The sequence below is a fragment of the Paenibacillus sp. JCM 9796 genome (assembly GCF_055379675.1).
This window is the reverse complement of record NZ_AP043723.1, coordinates 5,492,507-5,512,909: the sequence shown is the minus strand read 5'-3', so window position 1 is coordinate 5,512,909 and position 20,403 is coordinate 5,492,507. Positions and strand designations below refer to the sequence as shown.

Below are 20,403 nucleotides of genomic sequence, written 5' to 3'. Positions count from 1 at the left end.
CGATGTAAGAGCCCGCTTGACCAGAATGACTATCTGCTGGTTTCCTCCGCTCAGGAACCTGACCTTTTGATTCATAGAAGGCGTCTTCATACGTAAACGTTTAACAAAATCTAGGAACGTACAAAAATGATAAAGGATAGGAGGAGGATTAGATGGCGGTTGCAGACGATCAAGTACTCGTATCATTAAAGGGAATTACCAAGAGATTCCCTGGTGTTCTGGCACTTGATAACGTTTCCTTTGATGTGCGTAAGGGGGAAGTGCTGGCCCTGGTAGGTGAAAATGGTGCGGGCAAGTCCACGCTGATTAAAATTCTCTCGGGGTTGTATCGTAAGGATGGCGGGGAGATTCAAGTGCGAGGGGAAACGGTAGACATACAAGATACCAAGGATGCTCAGAAGCTTGGCATCAGCACCATATTTCAAGAACCTACACTAGCTCCTCATTTAACCGCCGTGCAGAATTTATACCTCGGACGAGAGATTGTTACGCCAGTACTGGGTCGTGCATGGCATTCGATGGATGAGCAAGCCATGTATCATGAGACGGAGAAACTTTATCGCAATTTCTTCGATACTTTAGAGGATCTGCAACGGCCCGTAAACGAACTGGGTGCATTAAAAAATCGTGTCATTGAAATTGTGAAGGCACTTTCCGTTCAGGCATCTGTTGTGATTATGGATGAGCCAACGGCAGCGCTCGCTGAACACGAGCGGGAAGTTTTATTTGACTTTATCCGAATGTTAAAGGAACAGGGTGTATCTGTGATTTACGTATCGCATCATCTTCGCGAACTTTTTTTACTTGCAGATCGTATGTGCGTTATGCGTGACGGGAAATATGTGGCTACCGTGAATAAGCATGAAACTAGTGTTGATGAACTGGTCTCTATGATGGTCGGCCGGGAAGTAACGAATTATATCGTAAAAGAGACCGTGCCTGTCGGCAAAGAAGTTCTACGAGTCTCAAACTTAAGCCGCAGCGGAGTTTTGAGCGACATCAACCTCCATATTCGAGAGGGAGAAATTGTAGGGATAGCGGGTCTCGCTGGGTCAGGGAGAACGGAGACCTTACGCGCTGTCGTGGGGGCCGATCCGATCAGTTCAGGAACCGTAGCCATACACGGACGAACATGTCAGATTCGCTCGCCTCACGATGCCATCCGAGCAGGTATTGGATTTTTGCCGGAAAATCGAAAGATGCATGGAGTGCTGCTGGAACTGTCGGTCAGTCAAAATATTACCATGGCTAATCTAGAGCGAGTGGTATCAAGGAGGCTGGTGTTAAGGAAAAGGAAAGAAGCGCAAATTGCCGAGGAATTTGTTAAACGTTTACGTATTAAGACGCCTTCTGTGAATCAAAAAGTCAGGTTCCTGAGCGGAGGAAATCAGCAGAAAGTAATCCTGGCCAAGTGGCTCTTCACACAGCCGAAAGTTTTGTTCTTTGATGAACCGACCCAAGGGATCGATGTTGGGGCCAAGGTTGAAGTGTACAGCTTAATTGCAGAGTTTGTGCGCAAGGGAGGAGGGGTTCTCCTGGTGTCATCGGAACTTCCCGAGTTGATGGGGCTATGCGATCGCATCTATGTGATGCACAAAGGGGAATTTGTTAAGGAATTTACCCGTAAGGAAGCTACCGAGGAGAATATAATGCTGTATGCTTCGGGAGGACATAGATGAGTACGATTACAAATAAATTACTGCCAATCTTTCATCGCGAAGGAATTGGCGTGTCGATGATTCTTATCCTGTTGTTTCTGTTTTTATCCGTGTCTTCTCCGTACTTTTTAACTGCCGAAAACTTGTCTAACCTGCTGCTACAATCCGTATTTATCCTGATCGTCGCCTTCGGTACCATGTTTGTTCTGACCATGGGAGGCATCGATTTATCGGTAGGTTCGATTCTTGGTCTCTGTGGCGGTGTCAGCGGCTGGCTGATGGTACACGGCACAAACATGTGGCTAGCTATCCTGGCCGGGCTTGCCTTAGGTACCCTAATAGGTCTATTTAATGGGATCATCATCACGAGGTTGCGCATATCACCCTTTTTGGCGACCTTCGCGATGCTCTATATCGCACGAGGATTGTTATTTCTGTTAACTTCTAAAGAGCCGATACGCAATTTTGCCTCGCAGGAATTTAAATTTATTGCTCAGGGATATGTTCTGGGAATACCTAGTCCGGTCTGGATTGCTTTGATCATTTTTCTATTGTGTTATTTTCTGTTCAGTTTTACCAAATTCGGACGTTTTGTTGTTGCAGTAGGCTCTAATAAAGAAGCGGCTCATTTATCCGGTATCTCTACTAATAACATCAATATAAGAGTGTATGCGCTTTCCGGTTTGCTTGCCGCTGCTTCAGGTATTATGCTGACTTCTCGTCTAACCTCCGTGCAGCCGCTTATGGGGACTAACTATGAGTTGGATGCGATCTCGGCAGCAGTTATTGGCGGCACGAGCATGTTTGGAGGCAAGGGCAGTGTTGTCGGTGTGGCGGTCGGGTCCACAATCCTTGCACTGATTTCCAATGGATTGGATCTACTTTCGGTTAATCAGTTCTATCGATTGATCATCACCGGTTTGATTATCCTTATTGCGGTAGGTGCAGAACGAATGACATCTTCAAGAGCGGATTAGGCCCGGTATTATCGCCATAATTTAAAATCATGAAAGAAGGAGGTTAAGAAGTTGGCCAATAACAGTCAAGAACCTATCCGACATTCGGTTCGAGAACCTATGAGGTATTCGGTTTCTGATAGGCTGCTAAGAATGGATCGACAAATACTAGGTCTTCTCATTTTTATAGGCACCATCTTTGTAGCCATGTCCATTGTCTCGGATCGTTTCCTCACCTACACCAATCTGTTAAACGTGCTGCAGCAATCTGCGTTTGTCATGATTGTCGCATTGGGTATGACCTTTGTTCTCACGACGGGCGGTATTGACTTGTCGGTCGGCTCGATCATCGGTATTTCTGGTGGGACGACTGCTTGGATGCTTCACCATGATGTCAATATTGTTCTAGCTATTCTATCTGGTTTAATCGTTGGCGGAGTAATAGGTATTACAAATGGACTCGTCATTACAAAATTAAAAATATCACCATTTATTGTAACCCTGGCTATGATGGTGATCGTACGCGGCATTCTCTTCGTCTGGACGGAAGCCACCCCTTTCCGGAATTATATGAAGAGTAATTTCGGATTTCTCGGTCAAGGGCGTATTTTGAACGTACAGTTTCCTGTTATCGTAGCGGTGGTTCTGTTTGTTATCCTCCTGTTCCTCTATCGCAGAATGAAGTTTGGCCGCCACATCCTGGCCCTTGGGAGTAGCGAGGAATCGGTACGTGTATCCGGACTCCATGTAGATAAGTTGCGGATAAAAGTCTACGCGTTATCTGGCGTGATTGCTGCCCTGGCCGGTATTCTTCTTGCCTCGCGTCTCACCACCGTGCAACCGGAAATGGGCAAGAACTACGAGTTGGAGGCATTAGTTGCCGTCATCATCGGGGGAACAAGTTTAGCGGGCGGTAAAGGAAGTCTGACCGGAACTGTGCTCGGAACCCTTATATTATTCTTGATTAAAAACAGCTTGAATCTCTTAAATGTAGATCCGTTCTGGGAAACGATCGTTATAGGCGTCATCATTCTGGTTGCCGTATCTGTGAATTTTTGGGGCGAATTATTCCGAAGCAAACATGTGAACAGTACGTAGGACGTTTGTTCGCAGCCACTAGCTAAAGCTAGTGCCAACGATGTGAAGGAGGTGAAGTCGTTTTATTGAAACTTGGCCGGATGCAAATGGTTCAAAAAATTGAGGAGGTCGAAAGCATGTTCTTAAAAAGTATGATCATGAAAACAACAATGATCATCGCACTGGTAACAACCATGATCCTGTCTGGTTGTACCGACAATGAGGAAGCATCGTCCAAACCTGCAGACCAAGCCGATGACACTTCTCCCAGCGGTAAGTATTATCAGTGGGGAGATCAGAACTTCGAGAATTTCGTGAAAAAGGTAGCGGATGGTAAAACGCTTAAAATTGGATTTACACCGCCTTACGCTACTGAATACTACGAGATTATGACGGGCGGAGCCTATACGATGATCAATGAATTAAGCGATCGCTTTGGCGTCAAGATTGAGTTCGAAGCGGCTCCGCCCAAGGATTTTCAGTCCGTGGAAGCACAAGTGGCAAGCATTGAAAACTGGACTGCCAAAAAATTCGATGCCGTCCTGGTTTGTTCAGCAGGGGATTTTGATTCGATGAATGCCGTCTATCAAAAGGCTATGGATCAAGGAACCTCGATTTTTATGTTCAACATGCCGGCTGAGATGTGGCCCGAAAGCGCTTTAAAGGCGACTTCTGTCATTACTTATAACAACCATTACCAGTCCGGATATGCAGTAGGGAAGTATGCGGCAGAAAAGTTGAAAGGAAAAGGTAAGATTCTATTGGTTTGGGGCCTGCCGGGACACTGGTCTACTTCACGGAAAAACGGATTTCTTGAGGCAATAAAGCAGTATCCTGACATGCAAATCGTTGGGGAGCAACGTGGCGATTATGTTCGCGACAAAGGGATGCAGGCTGCAGAGAACCTACTCCAAGCCCATCCTGATGTGAATCTGATCTATGGAGAAAATGAAGAAATGGCTCTTGGAGCGGTATCGGCTGTGGAATCGCGTGGCCTGAAGTTTTGGGATGGCAAGGAGGGAATCATGGTCATCGGGGCAGACGGTCTTAAATCAGGTTATGACTCCATTCGCGAGGGAAAGCTGACCGCAACGGTTAACGTAAATCCGGTTGATAATGGCAGGGAGCTGATTAAAGCGGTCTTTTTGACTAAAATTCTAGGGTATAATATCGCTAAAGTTCAGAATATTCCAACTAATGTCGTTGATAAATCCAATTTAGATATTACGCTAGCCTATACAGATTGGGCCCTTGGTACAAAACGGAAATAACAACGTAAAGCACAACGAGAACCGTCAAGATCCGGACACAGCCATCCAGGCTCGCAGCCCATAGGCGGCAGGCAAGGACGCTATAGACAGCTCGATGCGGTAAAGTGTGAAATCGCGGAGCTCTTTAAAGGGGGTGGCAGTCATGTGACCGCTAGTCATGACCACGTATATAACGTTTAAATAAGCTCGAACTAACTCTAAAATTCTGAAGGAGGAATTAGCTATGTCATCTTTAAAATTCACGCTTGAAAATATTGATAAAGTCATTGACCGGAGTGCCATGGTTGCGCCGGAGATTGATCCGAAGCGCACGGTGTTACTCGTGATGGATATGCAGCCCGTATGCACCGATCCCGATGGCGCGCTGGCCATTCCGAGCGTGGGAGGTGCCCCGAGCGGAAAGGACACGGTCGAACCGGTCGAGCGGGTCGTCAAGCGGTTCCGTGAGGAAGGCAGTCCGATCATATGGTCTCAGTGGGGCCTGAGTCCTGAAGGTCTCGATAAGGGCATCTGCGCCCTGAAGTGGCCGGGCTTAAATCCGGGCACGCCGGAGTCGCCCGCAAGCTGGGGGAACCCTCAGACAGATAATTTTGCGGGCAACCTGGAACCCCGGGAAGGGGAACCCGTTCTGCGGAGAAGCCGCTTCAGCGTCTTCGTGGGCACGCAGCTTGAAGAATACTTGCGGGAGCTCGGGACGGAGTTCCTGGTGATCGCCGGCATCACCTCGGCGAACTGCGTCCATTCCACCACGATCGACGCATGGAACCGAACTTACAAGGTCATCGTGCTTGCGGACTGCACGACCGCGGTCCCGAGTCCCCACACGCACGATGTGCCTCTCGGGTACGGACAGCACTGGGAAGCGCTGCGTAATATCCAAATGAACTACGGCGACGTGATCACGAGCGAGGAGCTCTTCGAGAAGCTGGACAACGCCAAGAAATATCAGCAGGCGTAATGCTCATCTTAACGATTAACGGCAAGGACCGGCGATTGCCGGCTAGGAACACGAACGGAAGTTGATCATGGATGTTCATGAAAGGGAGCGAAAGATATGAGGCTAACCGGCAGGCGCGTTGCGCTGCTTATCGAGGATGATTACCAGGAGCTGGAGGCGTGGTATCCGGTCCTCCGGCTCCAAGAGGAGGGAGCGACGGTCGTAATCGTCGGATCGGGCAGGAAATCCACTTATGACAGTAAACTCGGCTACCCGATCACGGCTGACCGGTCCGCGGACGAGGTCAGTGCGGATGAGTTCGACGCGGTTGTGATTCCCGGCGGATTCGCCCCGGATCACATGCGGCTCTCTAAGCCCATGGTCGATCTTGTCCGCGGGGCGTACGAGTCCGGGAAGTTGACGGCGGCTATCTGCCACGGCGGATGGATGCTCGCGTCAGCGGGTGCGGTACGCGGGCGGCGGGCGACGGGCTATCTGCCGATTCGCGACGACGTGGTGAACGCCGGGGGCGAGTGGGTAGATGCTGAGGTCGTGTGCGACGGGAACGTGATTACGTCCCGGACGCCTGAAGATTTGCCGGCCTTCGCCCGGGAGATCGTCAAGTACCTGGAACGGGCATCGGTGAGCAGCGGCGTCTAAGCAGGCGCGTGCGACGGTGCGCGTTGCAGCGATGGACGAGAACGAGTATCGCTGACCGTCCGAAGCATTAGGCGGTAATGTGAAAGAGGAAAACAACCAAACCCGCGAAGTCGATAGGTTAGGAGCCTTAACCATCCATTTCGCGGGAACCAAATCGTCTAGAAAGGGAAGATATATATGACGTATGTTAAGAAGCCCGACCCGGTCGACGTGTGTATCGTGGGGGCAGGTGCCACCGGCGGCACTACCGCAAAGGTTCTGGCAGAAGCAGGCTTGAAAGTAGTGGTGTTAGAGAAAGGTCCCCGGATGAAGCCGGAGAACTTCTCGGGTGATGAACTTAAGTATGTTAACCGGAACTACCTTTGGCCAGACCCGAAGATCAGCCCGAGGACTGTGCGAGCGGATGAACAAGCTGAAGCGAAGCGGTTCCAGTTTTCCCCTACGCCGCAAATGGTCGGCGGAGGTACGGTGCATTGGGCCGGATGGGTCCCGCGTCCGTTGGAATGTGACTTTAAGATGCATTCTCTGCATGGTGATATTGAGGGTGCCGACCTTGCGGATTGGCCTATCACCTATGATGACCTCGAACCCTACCTCACCAAGGTGGAGTGGGAGTTCGGTGTCTCCGGTCTTGCTGAAGCAAACAAGTATGAACCACGGCGGAGCAAAGGGTATCCTACTCCACCGTTGCAGCCGACACGGTTTGGGAAGAAATTCTACGAGGGGAGCAAGAAGCTCGGGATAAACGCGTTCCCGATTCCTCATGCCCTCATTACGAAGCCTCATAAGGGGAGGACTCCATCGAACTACACAGGGTTCTGGAATCAGTACGGCGACCCGGGAACCACTCGGTCGAGTACATTGACCTCCTTCATTCCCGAAGCCCTGGCGACAGGAAATTGCGAGCTGCGAACCGGGTGCCATATCCGTGAAGTCACCCTAAACAAAGATGGCCGTGCCAAGGGAGTCATCTACATCGATTTGGAGGGGCGCGAGGTCGAACAGGAAGCCAGCGTCGTGGTTTTATGCGGCGGTGCTATAGAATCGACGCGGCTGCTGTTGATGTCCAAATCCAATCTATTCCCGGACGGCTTGGCCAATAGCAGTGGACTGGTCGGGAAGTACGCGACTTTCCACGAATATGCGTTCGCTACCGGTCTCTTCGACAAGGAGTTGCACGATCCCCTCTACGGGTTTGCCGGTCACTATATCAGTGGAGGCTCGATGCAGTTCTACGAGACCGATGAGAAACGGGGACACATCGGCGGTTGTATCCTTGCGGCGTCACAAGTAGGACACCCCATCAACTGGGTTTTCCCGGATAGGCCGGAGTGGGGGATGGCCATGAAGGATGCGGACCGCGACTTTTACAACTACTCCATGAAGATCGGGATTATCCTTCAGGACTTGCCTCAAGAGTCCAATAGAGTGGATCTTGACCCCAATGTTACGGATGCCTGGGGGTTACCGGTTGCGCGGATCACGTACAAACCCCACTCGAACGATATTCGCATGGCGAATTGGATGGTCGACAAAAACGCGGAGATTCTCGAGGCAGCGGGGGCGTCGAAGACCATCAAAGTTGTTCCCGAAAACTCGTTGACCGGCAATACTTGCCACCAACACGGAACTGCGCGGATGGGCAACAATCCCTCCAAGAGCGTGCTGAACAAGTGGTGCCAGGCGCACGATGTCGATAACCTTTACATCCTGGATGGGAGTAGCTTCCCGACGTCCCTAGGGGTCAACCCGACGCTCACAATGATGGCCAACGCTTGGCGTTGTTCCGAATATATCGCCGGAGTCCATGCCAAGGGTCGCGAGGATCAGCATTCCATCGGGTCTAAATAGAGATTTGGAAATAGACGGATCTATTAAATTGTTGGGGCGATATCGATTTGTCAAGTTTGTTTTCCCCCCTGAATGGGGGAGCTAATGCGGAAAATTATGTTCCGAGAGACTATTCTAACAAAGGGGAGTGTGTCCCATGACAAGTAAAGCAGATTGGACCGTTATTGGGTCTCCGGTGGATTACGAGACCGACAAGCGCTTATTCTTCGATCAGCACGAGTGGGAGACGATCGAAGCCGCATCAGCCCGGATCATACCGACAGATCATGATCCAGGCGCCCGGGAGGCTGGCGTAGTCCGATTCATCGACCGTTACATTTCCGGCATAGACTACATCTACGCATCGGCCGACGGGAGCGGGTTTCTGCAGATAGAGGGTAGAGAGGCCGACGCATGGCGGGAGCGCATCGCCGAGATGCAGGAGACTTACCGTGAAGGGATCCGGAAGCTTGACAAGATCTCTCAAGAGAAGTTCGGTACAGCTTTCAAGGATTTGAACGAGGACCAGCAGGATGAGGTTTTGGTAACTATTTCAGGGAGGCCGAAGCCGCAGCCCATTAGCCTCACTTCTACTGAGAGTGAGCACGCTACCTTTCTCCAGGGTACGTTCGACGAGGGCATGGACTTCTTCAGTGCTTTGGCGCTCCACACCCGGCAAGGGTACTATAGCGACCCGGTCTACGGGGGCAACAAGGAGAACGTCAACTGGAAGGTTATCGGCTTTCCCGGCCCTGAATCCTTGGCCGATACCAATAGCTGCGAGTTCAGCGTAAGGGATGTTTATGTCCAAGATTTCGACTGGGCCGATTTGATCCCTTTCCTGAAGGAGAAACAAGGAGAGTAAATGTTGGGGTGGAACCAGGAGCATCTGGTCCACCATGTCCTGCCTCGGCGAATGCCGGGAGGCTATCAATTATTCGAGGAGGTCATGATATGCCCGACTACTTCCAGAAAGCGTGCATTTCAACAGAACTTGCACATCGGTTACTTGCTGCTGCAGAACAAAAAGCTCAAGAAATAGGTAAGTCTTTTACGATTGCGATTGTTGATGAAAGTGGTGTTTTGAAGTCATTCAGTAGAATGGACGGGGCTCCTGTAGTAGGGATTCAAATTGCTCAGGATAAGGCTTATACAGCTGCCGGCTTCCAGTTTCCAACTGATGTCTGGAACAAAATCATTAAAGATGATCCTGCTTTGGCTGCCGCTGCACAGACTGGTATAGACCGTTTAGTTATTTTTGGCGGCGGTTATCCAATCAAAGTTGATGATCAAGTCATAGGCGGTGTCGGTGTTAGTGGCGGGCATTATACTGAGGATATGGAAGTTGCTAAAGCAGCATTAAGCATCTTGGAGTAAGTTCCTTGCGGAACGATACATACGTTCGTATTGACTGGGTGTTAGGCGTACATTGAAAAACGAGAGCAACACCTGCTGAGGTGGATGCTCTCGTTCGTTTATTCGCCCTTGGAAACCAGACTTAGGAAGCGGGTGTGATGGTGATCGTTTTTTTGTTGTCGTCCCAGTGTACGTTAGCTCCGAGCGCTTCGCTGACAAACCGTAAAGGGACCAGCGTGTTCCCGTTCACTATTCTGGGAGCCGCTTCCAACGTTTGATCCTGACCCTTGATTTTGGCGCTGCTGTTGTCGATTTGAAGCCAGACTGACGTCGCTCCTTTGTTGGCTGTGACTGATTGATCGCCGGCGTTCCAGAGCACTTCAGCTCCAAGCTTCTCAAAAATAGCCCGCATAGGCACCAGCGTGTTACCGTTGACGATGACCGGCGGCTGTTCGAAGATCAGATAATCCCCGTCTACGACTACCGTAATCCAGTCATCCAGGATTAAAGGTTTAAAATCGATGCCTGTTCCGGTCAGCCTCTCCCGTGCTGCGGAAACTTCGGCAATGGTTCTCTCGCGTTGCTGCAGAATCGCATGCTTGACGTTTAACCAGGCGTCACGTATGTCTCGCAGTGACTCGTTCTTTCGGTTTTGGACACTTCGCTGGGTGTCGCTGATCCGCTTGTTCATATCCGCTTCCGCTTGGACAAGAGCCTCCGCCATCAGCTTTTCCGCCTCGGCCTTTGGCAGGTCGCCGTCGTCATAGCGGTCCATAATGCTGCCTGCGCTGTGAATAGACGATTCATCGTCAAACCGGTCCATCACGCTACCCGCCGAGTCGGGGTTCACCTCATCGTCATACAAATCCATGGCGCTGCCTGCCGAATCGGGGTTGAGTGTGTCATCATAAAGATCCGCAGCATCGCCTGCCGAATCAGGATTTAAGCTGTCCTCGAAAAGATCCATTGGGCTGCCTGCGTCGTTCGGATCCATCGTGTCCTCATAGAGATCCATCGGACCCCCTGCCCGGTTCTTGTCAGTCGTCCTCACATAGTCTCTAAATGCACTACTGCTTTCCTTGTAGCTTTTTTTCAACTGCTGGATATCGTTCTCCAGAATGCTTGTCATCCCATCGAGGTCTGCGTGCGCGACCCGCATAAGCTCGTTATAAACCGACGTCATTTGACCGTGATACGTGTCATACAAATGTCTTTCATTCTGGAGATAAGCCTTGTATATATCCCGATGTTTTTTCTCAAAGGCATGGTATTGATCGCTCATCTGGTTAATGAACGCCGTATCCGCCGCCGAGGCATGGCGGGGAACCGAGCCAAAGCTTAATGTAATAGCAAGTGAGCCAAGCAGGAGCTTAAAGGTTGTACTTGTTCTTTTCATCCTAACCCTCCAAAATAATGTTGATAAAATCCAGAACCATTTGTACTAATGTAAAATCCAACCAATAATGAATTATCATACTATAAATTCTGGAAATAAAAATGGGTATCCAGGGGGATCAAATCTAGTCAATTTTTCATGGTTTGACGATCACCTGAGGAGGTTATCCCGGGTGGCGTGCCTTTATTCCCATCCAGTGCTCGAATGCGATGTCGAATGGCGGCAATTTCCATTGACATATATCCAAGTGCTTAAGTGTGATTTATCATGGCAGACGAAATCCCGGAGCCGCAGATGGGCCGGCAGGATCGTCAGTATGACCGGACGGCAGCAAATGGGATGAAATAGCTTAAAAAATCGCTGGAAATTGCAAATACTTTAGGAGTGCTTCTTGTTATGCTTAAGCTAGTTCCTAAATCTGGAGAGGTAGAAGGTGAGATGATGAATCGTACTTTGTCGTGAAGACATCGTAGCTTGCAGACCGCAAAATCATCAAGGAGTCCCGAAAGGAGGTAGTCGATTGAGAAAAAAAGGTTCGGTTACATATTCGCACATTCGAAAGGCGCTGGCTTACGTCCTCATTAGTAGTATGATGCTGGCCCTAATGCCGCCGATTCCGCTGGCCGCAGCTGTCGGGGAGCCGCTAGCCGTGTTCAGGGAAGATTTCAACGACGGGATTGCCGACGGCTGGAAGGCTTACGGATCGGCAGATGCCGCAAACCGGGGAAGATGGCAAGTGAATGAAGCCAGGCAATACACGGTAAACGGTTCACCCGGAGCCAAGGTCATTGCCGAACATACAAGCTTCGCCGACTTGATCTATGAAGCTGATTTTCAAGTTGGCGGCATTCATTCGGATCAGAGCGGGCTTATATTCCGGGTCACAAATGTAAGCGATAACGTTGCGGATGGCTACAACGGTTATTTCGCCGCCTTGCGCGTGGACAAGAAAGTCATGCTGGGCCGTGTGACGGGCAACAATGAGTGGAGGGAGCTCACGACAGCACCGATTGACTCCGCCAACGCGCATCTGAAGGTGATCGCGGTGGGCAACCGGATTCAAGTCTTTGTGAATGACATGAACACGCCTAAGATCGACTTCACGGACAATGACGGCAAGGAAATAACGTCTGCAGGCGCCGTGGGCTTAAGAACCTGGTGGGGAACCTCGGTGATTGACAACATTCAAGCGAAGGCCTATGCGGCGCAAACGACGGCGGAGCCCGAGTTTCTTACGACCGGCGGGACGTACGCCTCCGAGCAGCTCGTGGCGTTAACCGCAGGCACATCGGAAGCCACGATCCGCTATACGGTCGACGGAAGCGCGCCGAATCCGACATCCCCCGTCTATTCATCCCCGATTTCCATCGCAACGACGACCCTTATCCAAGCTTATGCGGAGAAGGCGGGGGAGACGGTTTCCGATGTCGTTAGCGCGCATTACGTCATAGCCGGTCAGGAGCCGGTGTTTACCGAAAACTTCGACGACGGAAATTCGTCGGGCTGGACGACGTATGCCGGTCAACAAACCGGAAGCTGGACGGTTTCGCAGGATGTTTACGCGTATCAGGTCACGAATCCGCGCGGTGACAAGGCCGTGGTGGATGCGGTGTACGGCGACTTCCAGCTGGAGGTTGATCTGAATCCGCAAGGGACGCTTCAGGACAGCGGGGTCATCTTCCGCGTAAGCGATCCGGGCCATGGCGCGGATAAGATGAACGGCTATTATGCAGGTCTGAATACGGCGGGGTTCCTGATTGTCGGCAAAATGAACTCGGCCGGCAATGGCGGTCAGGGAAGCTGGACCGGTATATCCCAAACGGTGGCGGATGTGAAGCCAAACGAATTTAACCGGCTCAAGGTCGTGGCGCTCGGCGCCCGCTACTACATTTATTTGAACGGCAAGCTCGTCACCGCCTTCACGGACGAAACCTATCCGTCCGGAACGATCGGACTGCGCGCATGGAACGACAACAAGTCGGCCGTGTACGATAATGTATCGCTCTTGAGCCTGACGAAGGTGACGTCCCAAGCGAAAGCGCCGGTCTTTATCCCCGGCGGGGGGACATTCAAGGGCTCGCAAACGGTTATGATCCTAAGCCCTACACCCGGGGCCACCATCCATTATACGACAGACGGGAGCATGCCTAATACGAGCTCGCCTGTTTACGGCTCGCCGTTGACTGTCACACAAACGACCGTGCTGAGAGCCTACGCGGTGAAAGAAGGAATGCTCGATTCGTCGACGCAAACGTCTGTGTTTACGAAGGAAGAACACAGCTTTACGGAAGACTTTAATGACAAGCAAGCGGACGGCTGGACGACCTACGGCGGCGTATGGAATGCAGCCGACGGCGCTTACCGCGTGAACAAAGGCGCCGGCTTCAAGTCGGTCGCGGAAGGCACTGACTTTGCCGATTTCACCTATGAAGCCGACATTACGCTCCAAGACGGCGTCAACAACGATAACGCCGGGCTTATTTTCCGCGTAAGCGATCCGAGCAACGGAGCCGACAGCATGAAAGGCTATTATGCCGGCCTTGGGGTGAACGGCCGCGTCCAGCTGGGTCGTTTAAGCAACAGCTGGACGGAGCTCGCATCGATTATGTACCCGGTGCAGCCAAATAAAACGTACCGCTTGAAAGTGACGGCTTTAGGCAGCCAAATCGATATTTATGTCGACGGCGAGCATATCGTCAGCGCAGTTGACAGCGCTTACACTACAGGGGCCATCGGCGTGCGGTCGCACTGGGTGAACGCAGGCTACGATAACATCCGCGTACAAGACGCAGGCGCAGTCGTGCAGCCGACCTATGATTGGTCGTGGGTGAAGGGCGCGGTATTCGTACCGACCCATGCGGTCAACCAGCTGCAGCAGTGGGATGCGTACAATCATGAGGTAAACGACCGGGAGCTTTCGTATGCTCATACGTACGGGATTAATTTCGTACGGGTATTTTTGCACAACCTGCTGTGGAAGAACGACAGTGCAAAGCTGCTCGCCAATCTGGAGGATTTTCTGCAGCTGGCCGATAAGTACGGCATCAAGGTGGAGATCGTGTTCTTCGACGACTGCTGGGACGATCATCCGGTGCCGGGACCGCAGCTGCCGCCAAGGTACGGCGCTCATAACAGCCGCTGGGTAGAGGCCCCGGGGGATGACATCAAAGCGAACTACGCCGCGAATAAGGAAGATTTGAAAAGCTATGTGCAGGGCATTGTCAATGCGCATAAGAACGATCCGCGAATCGCCTTCTGGAACATCTATAACGAGCCGAGCAACGGCGAAAGCGGACTGATGGACCAAATTACGAAGCAAATCATGAACGATACGCGGATTTGGATCAAGGAAACCGGCTCCAGCCTGCCGGTATCGTCGACGGGGGCCCAATTCTCGGGCGGCCCAACATCGGATTTTATCACATGGCATCCGTATGAATCCGATTACCCGACACCGTTTGGCGTAAGCAAACAAATTTTGGCCGATGAAACGATGAACCGGCTGACGCAATCGGTACCCGGCGTCGTGCGGCATTATGGGGACCAAGGCATCGGGTTCGTCATGTGGGAATTCGGCATCGGCCGGGATAACACCCGCTTCCCATGGGGATCGGATGTGACTCCGCTGACTTCAGAGCCGGAGATTCCGTTCCACGGCATCGTTTACCCTGACGGGCATCCGTGGGATGTCAACGACATCAAGGCGCTCACCGGACCGGCCTTCGACACGCTGCCGGTGTTTCAGGTGAAGTACTTTAAAGACGCGAGCTTCACAACCTTGGCTAAATCTTCGATCACGCCACGTGTTGACTTCGATCTTGGCGACGAGAAAGGAACCGGCTCGCCCGATCCGACGGCGGGCATCGGCGAGGACCAATTTTCGATCCGTTGGGTCGGCTCCATCAAGCCGGTTCAATCGGGCGTGCATACGGTCTATGTCGACAGCGATCATCTGGCAGGGGTGTGGATCGGCGATACGAAGGTCGTCGACAAGACGAGCGGCGGCAGGGAGGAAGTCAGCGGCGACATCGCGCTGAACGCCGGACAAACGTACACGGTCCGCATCGAGTATGCGCACGCGGCGGGAGACGCCAGTATGCATGTGCGATGGTCCGGACCAGGCTTGGCGAAGCAGGTCATGCGGCCGGTTTATACGGGCAAAAGCGTTCAGTCGGTCATGCTGGATACGCCTTCCTTCAGCCTGAGAGCGGGCGAAACGAAAAAATTGAACGCAGTGGTGGAACCGATCGACGCCTCCAACCAGCAGCTGCTTTGGAGCTCCAGCAATACCGGGGCAGCCGCTGTCGACAGCACCGGACTCGTCCGGGGTGTGAACAAGGGCACAGCTACAATAACCGTAACCGCGGCAGACGGGGGAGCGACGGCGACCTCCGAAGTAACGGTTAGCGCCGGAACGACTTTCGTGAACCCGATCGTACCGGTTTCCGGCGGTGCGGGCGCCGCTGACCCGAGCATCGTATTCAAGGACGGCTTCTACTATTACGTGAAGTCCGACAGTGATTCTTCCCTTCAGGTCGCCAAGGCCAGGCGGCTTCAGGATATCGGCACTGCGCCGCGTGTAACGGTATACACGCCTCCGGCCGGGGAGCCGTATTCGAAGGAGCTATGGGCGCCGGAACTGCAGTATGTCAAGGGCAAATGGTACATATACTTTGCGGCGGACGACGGCAACAACGCCAATCACCGCATGTATGTACTTGAGGGCAATTCACAGGATCCGCAAGGCACGTATACGTTGAAGGGTAAAATCGCCGACGCCTCGGATAAATGGGCGATCGACGGGACCGTACTCGAGAAGGACGACGGTTCCATGTATTTTATCTGGTCCGGATGGGAAGGCGATGTCAATGAGAAGCAGAACATTTACATCGCGCCGATGAGCGATCCGTGGACCATCAGCGGATCGAGGGTACAGCTGTCCACCCCGGATCAGCCTTGGGAACGCATAGGTACGCCTTATATTAATGAAGGGCCGGAAATTTTGAAGAAAGACAGCAAGCTGTTTATCGTTTACTCGGCCAGCGGCAGCTGGACGGACGAATACAAGCTGGGTCTGCTGACAAATTTGGACGGCGATGTATTGAATCCGGCATCCTGGACGAAGTCCGGTCCTGTATTCAGTCAAGCGCCGGGCGCTTTCGGGCCCGGTCACAATACCTTCACGACGTCCCCGGACGGAACAGAGGATTGGATCGTCTACCATGCCGACCTGAGGTCGGGCGGAAGCTGGGGCAATCGCAGCGTGCGAGCCCAGAAGTTTACATGGAATGCGGACGGTACGCCGAACTTCGGAACTCCGGCTGCCTACGGTTCGCCGGTGGAGCAGCCATCCGGTACACCGGAGGTCGAGCGCTACCACTACGAAGCGGAGTACGGCGAGCTGCTGGGAACGGCTGAAATCCGCAACAGCGCTGACGCTTCGGGAGGCAAGGTTGTCGGTCGCTTGGACAACACGGGCACCGACGGCGTAATCTTTCATGTGAATGTGGAGCGGGCAGGCACGTACTCCTTGATCGTGATGGCAGCCAATGGCACCGCAGGCGGAGCTGCGGCGCAGCACGACGTATCGGTGAACGGTGCGGCTTCTCAAGTCATCAGCTACCGCAATTACGGCTGGGAGCGCTATAACCCGACGTCGATCGATATCAGCCTGAATGCGGGCGCGAACACGATCAAACTTACCAAAAGAAACCATTTCGCGGAGCTTGACAGCATCATTCTGGAGGCGCTGGAAAGCAGCGGTTCGGCTGTTCCGGTAGAGAGCGTTATGCTCGATAAGACGGCTTTAACGCTGGCTCAAGGGGAAACCGCTGCTATCGTGGCCGCAGTTAGACCGCTTGCCGGCACGATGAAGCAGTTGACCCTGACATCGTCGAATCCGGAGGTGGCGTTAGTCACGGAATCCGTAGTCGATTCGGCTACCGGCAGCACGACCTTGTTCATTAAAGGTCTGAAGCCGGGAACGGCTGCCGTGAAGGTGGCAAGCGCCGGAAATCCGGCTCTGTTCACGGAGGCCGTAGTTACCGTACGGGGCTTGCCGAGCGAGCCTGATCTGACCGGCTTTCAGGTGGACTCGTTTGACAACGCCGCGCTGAGCGGTGAATGGTCGATTTTCCAAGAAAGCCCGGGCGACTGGAGCTTGACGCAAAATCCGGGAGCGCTGACCATTCATACGACGCCGACCGATGTATATCAGGACAATAACAGTCAAAACAACGTGTTCCTGCGCAATCCGGGAAGCGGCGATTTCGAAATCGTAACGAAGGTCACGGCGCCGATCGCCAAAAATCATCAGCAGGGCGGACTGTTTATCTGGCAGGATGCCGATCATTTCGTGAAGCTGGCCCATGTCTGGGTGAACGGAGCAACCATCGAAACGGCCTATGAGATCGGACGCAGCTACAAGAAGCCGGGCAATCCCGCTGCACATCCCGGCGGCGACACGATTACCCTGAAAATCAGAAAGCTGGGCAATGTGTATACGACGTATTATTGGAACGGGTATGAATGGCTTCAAGCCGCCGATCCGGTAACCGCAACTCTGACCGATATTAAGGTTGGTTTGTTCGCCAACAATATTGTCGCGACAAATGATCGCATTGATGCCAAATTCGATTATTTCGCGATCCGGGCCATTCAAGGCGGGGTGAAGCTCGATCCGAAAAAGGTAACGCTGCGGCCGGGCGGGAACGTGCAGCTGACGAATCTCGGCGCCAGCGGGAAGGAGCTTCACTGGAGCTCGTCGAATCCGTCGATCGCGGCCGTTACGAGCAGCGGTTTGGTTGAAGCGAAGGCACCGGGCCGTACGGTAATCAAGGCGGCATCGGTGAATGGAGACTTCTGGGATCAAGCGGTGGTGACCGTTGAAGATACCGCTCTGCCATCGGGCGTACTGTTTACGGATGATTTCACTGACAATGCCGCTGACGGCTGGTCGACTTACGGCGGGGTATGGACGGCGGCCGAAGGGCGGCTTTCCGTGAAGGCCGGAGCCGGTCATAAGGCGCTGTTTGACGGACAGAGCTTTACGGACTTCATGCTGGAGGCGGATGTGCATATCGCCGGCGGGAATGAAGCAGGGCTTCTTTTCCGGGCAACTAGTGCAGAGATTGGAGCGGATGCGTACGAGGGCTACTACCTTGGGATCAGCGCAGCCAATCAATCTGTGGTCCTGGGCTCGAACTCGGGAGGAACATGGACGGAGCTTGCGTCCAGGAAGCTTCCGGTCGCAGCCGATGAATGGGTGCATCTGAAGGTGATCGCACGGGAGGATCATCTCCAGATTTATGTCAATGACAATCCGCTGAACGTAAACGGGTATCCGAAGTTCGATCTGTTGGAAGCTTCCCATTTGGCCACAGGCCGGATCGGCTTCCGCACCTGGAATGCGGATGCGGACTTTGACAATGTAAGGGTAACCTCGATCGACGAAAGCGGGCTTCCGGCAGGTCCGACCTACACGAATGCCGTGGTTCCGGGCGTCGCCGATCCGTTTATCCTGAAGCATGATGGCATGTACTATTTGTACGGAACGAATACGGCCGATTGGCCGAACATGCCTAACGGAATCAAGGTGTATTCTTCCCCGGATCTCGTGAATTGGACGGCGCATGACGGCTGGGCGCTGCATAAGGACCATTCATGGGGCGATAAACAATTCTGGGCGCCGGAGGTCGTCGAGAAGGACGGCATCTTCTATATGTACTATGCGGTTCAGGAACGGCTTGCGGTCGCCACCAGCACTTCGCCGCTCGGGCCGTTCGTGCAGGAGGTCCAGCAGCCGCTGCATCTGAATACGCCGGAAATCGACGCGCACATCTTCACCGACGATGACGGCAAACGTTATATGTACTTTGTCCGCTTCAATAACGGCAACGAGATCTGGGTTGCCGAGCTGAACGACGATATGAAGAGCATCAAGGAAGATACGTTGAGGTTCGTATTCCGCGCTACACAGACGTGGGAGTTGAGCCAGAAGGCACCGGTGGCGAACATCAACGAAGGACCTTTTGTCCTGAAGCATAACGGGCTGTACTACTTGACCTATTCCGGCAACCATTTCGAGAGTCCGGATTATGGGGTAGGCTATGCGACAGCGCCGACGCCTACAGGCCCTTGGACCAAGTACGCGTACAATCCCATCATGAAATCGAACGCCATCGTGCCGGGAGCGGGACATCATTCATTCATCGGCTCTCCGGACGGCTCGGAGCTGTTCATGGTGTACCACACGCACTACAAGGCCGGTACGACCGAGCCGAGAAAGCTGGCGATCGACCGCGTGCATTTTGTGCCGCAGCCGGGAGGAATCGACGCTTTGGAGGTCTGGGGACCGACAATTACACCGCAGCCGGTGCCTTCCCATGCCAAAGCACAGTCCGTGTTGGCAGGAGCAGCGTCTACGGCAGGGGGCATGGCCTTCGACCTGACCTTCGGTCTAAGCGCGGTGACGACGGTTGACTTCGAGCATATCAATGCGCTTGATGTGACCGTAAGCTTCGATCCGAGCCAGGTTGAGCTTAAGGATGCCGCAGCTTTGCGTGAAGGCATAGCGATCGTAGAGAAGAGGCTGCTTGCACCGGGCAAGGTCCGCATCTTGGCGGCGGCGCTCGGCGCCGGACTCCCGGCGAACGGCGACTGGCTCAAACTGACGTTCCAGACGCTGCCTGTCGCGGAAGCGGTGCAGACCGTCGTTTCGGTAAGCGGCATTGCCATTGCGAATGAAGCAGGCGCCGAGCTGATGGCGAAGGGCGCCTCGCACAGTCTGCAAATTACGGCGAAGGCGGCAAGCAAGGAAGCGCTGGTTCAGGCGATCGCAACCGCACAAGCGAAGCATGACGGCGCATGGGAAGACAATCGCCATGGCGCTTATGTACCGGGCTCCAAGGCGACGCTCCAGGCTGCCATCGACCATGCGGCTGCAACGGCGGTGAACGCGGAAGCTACGCCGCAGCAGATAACCGAGGCGCTGCGGACCGTATCGGAGGCGCTGGCCGCTTTCGAGTCGAAGAGAATCGATGCCAATCTGAACGGCTCAGGCGGGATTACCGTCGGAGATCTGGCTTTAACGGCGGCGTCCTACGGCAAGCAATCCGGTCAGCCCGGATGGGATGAGCAAGCGATGAAAGCGGATGTGAACTACAGCGGCAAGGTGGACATTGAGGATCTGGTGATTGTAGCCAGAGCTATGCTGGATTAGGAATGAAGCGAAGAGACGCCCGGCGGCTGCACCTGCGGGGCG

Annotated in this window: 11 protein-coding genes; 10 read left to right on the top strand and 1 reads right to left on the bottom strand. The window is 53.2% G+C overall.

Annotated elements, in window-relative coordinates:
• The first annotated feature begins 152 nt into the window (after positions 1-152).
• The 9 genes from ACZ439_RS26410 to ACZ439_RS26370 all read left to right on the top strand — a co-directional run bounded on the left by ACZ439_RS26410 (position 153) and on the right by ACZ439_RS26370 (position 9,766).
• Complete coding sequence (locus ACZ439_RS26410; protein WP_127610796.1) at positions 153-1,679, top strand: sugar ABC transporter ATP-binding protein; 1,527 nt, start codon at positions 153-155, stop codon at positions 1,677-1,679.
• Positions 1,676-2,635: an ABC transporter permease gene (locus ACZ439_RS26405; RefSeq protein WP_127610795.1), complete on the top strand. Its 960-nt coding sequence runs from the start codon at positions 1,676-1,678 to the stop codon at positions 2,633-2,635. The genes ACZ439_RS26410 and ACZ439_RS26405 overlap by 4 nt, the downstream gene beginning before the upstream one ends.
• Positions 2,636-2,686: 51 nt before the next feature.
• Entirely contained in the window at positions 2,687-3,712 is a 1,026-nt protein-coding gene (locus ACZ439_RS26400; protein WP_054800512.1) for an ABC transporter permease, read from the top strand.
• A gap of 116 nt (positions 3,713-3,828) precedes the next feature.
• Positions 3,829-4,962, top strand: coding sequence for a sugar ABC transporter substrate-binding protein (locus tag ACZ439_RS26395; RefSeq protein ID WP_164751989.1), 1,134 nt, complete (start codon positions 3,829-3,831; stop codon positions 4,960-4,962).
• Positions 4,963-5,185: 223 nt separating this feature from the next.
• A complete protein-coding gene (locus ACZ439_RS26390) occupies positions 5,186-5,920 on the top strand; it encodes a cysteine hydrolase family protein (RefSeq protein WP_127606026.1) in 735 nt (244 codons plus the stop codon).
• A 96-nt stretch (positions 5,921-6,016) separates the two neighbouring features.
• Complete coding sequence (locus tag ACZ439_RS26385) at positions 6,017-6,559, top strand: type 1 glutamine amidotransferase domain-containing protein (protein WP_464620412.1); 543 nt, start codon at positions 6,017-6,019, stop codon at positions 6,557-6,559.
• 177 nt (positions 6,560-6,736) lie between these two features.
• The gene (locus tag ACZ439_RS26380) at positions 6,737-8,410 is read left to right on the top strand and encodes a GMC family oxidoreductase (RefSeq protein ID WP_127608979.1); all 1,674 of its coding nucleotides are present in this window, start codon (positions 6,737-6,739) and stop codon (positions 8,408-8,410) included.
• Positions 8,411-8,546: 136 nt separating this feature from the next.
• Complete coding sequence (locus tag ACZ439_RS26375) at positions 8,547-9,254, top strand: gluconate 2-dehydrogenase subunit 3 family protein (RefSeq protein ID WP_464620411.1); 708 nt, start codon at positions 8,547-8,549, stop codon at positions 9,252-9,254.
• Positions 9,255-9,343: 89 nt separating this feature from the next.
• Positions 9,344-9,766: a GlcG/HbpS family heme-binding protein gene (locus tag ACZ439_RS26370; RefSeq protein WP_054799645.1), complete on the top strand. Its 423-nt coding sequence runs from the start codon at positions 9,344-9,346 to the stop codon at positions 9,764-9,766.
• Between the two features lie 121 nt (positions 9,767-9,887).
• On the opposite strand, the gene ACZ439_RS26365 is transcribed toward ACZ439_RS26370, so the two are convergent.
• Positions 9,888-11,141 carry a copper amine oxidase N-terminal domain-containing protein gene (locus ACZ439_RS26365; RefSeq protein ID WP_464620410.1) on the bottom strand — a complete coding sequence of 418 codons (1,254 nt, stop codon included), beginning with the start codon at positions 11,139-11,141 and terminating at the stop codon, positions 9,888-9,890.
• A 520-nt stretch (positions 11,142-11,661) separates the two neighbouring features.
• Here ACZ439_RS26365 and ACZ439_RS26360 point away from each other — a divergent pair.
• Positions 11,662-20,361 (top strand): family 43 glycosylhydrolase, encoded by an 8,700-nt coding sequence (locus tag ACZ439_RS26360; RefSeq protein ID WP_464620409.1) that lies wholly within the window; start codon positions 11,662-11,664, stop codon positions 20,359-20,361.
• Positions 20,362-20,403 lie beyond the last annotated feature (42 nt).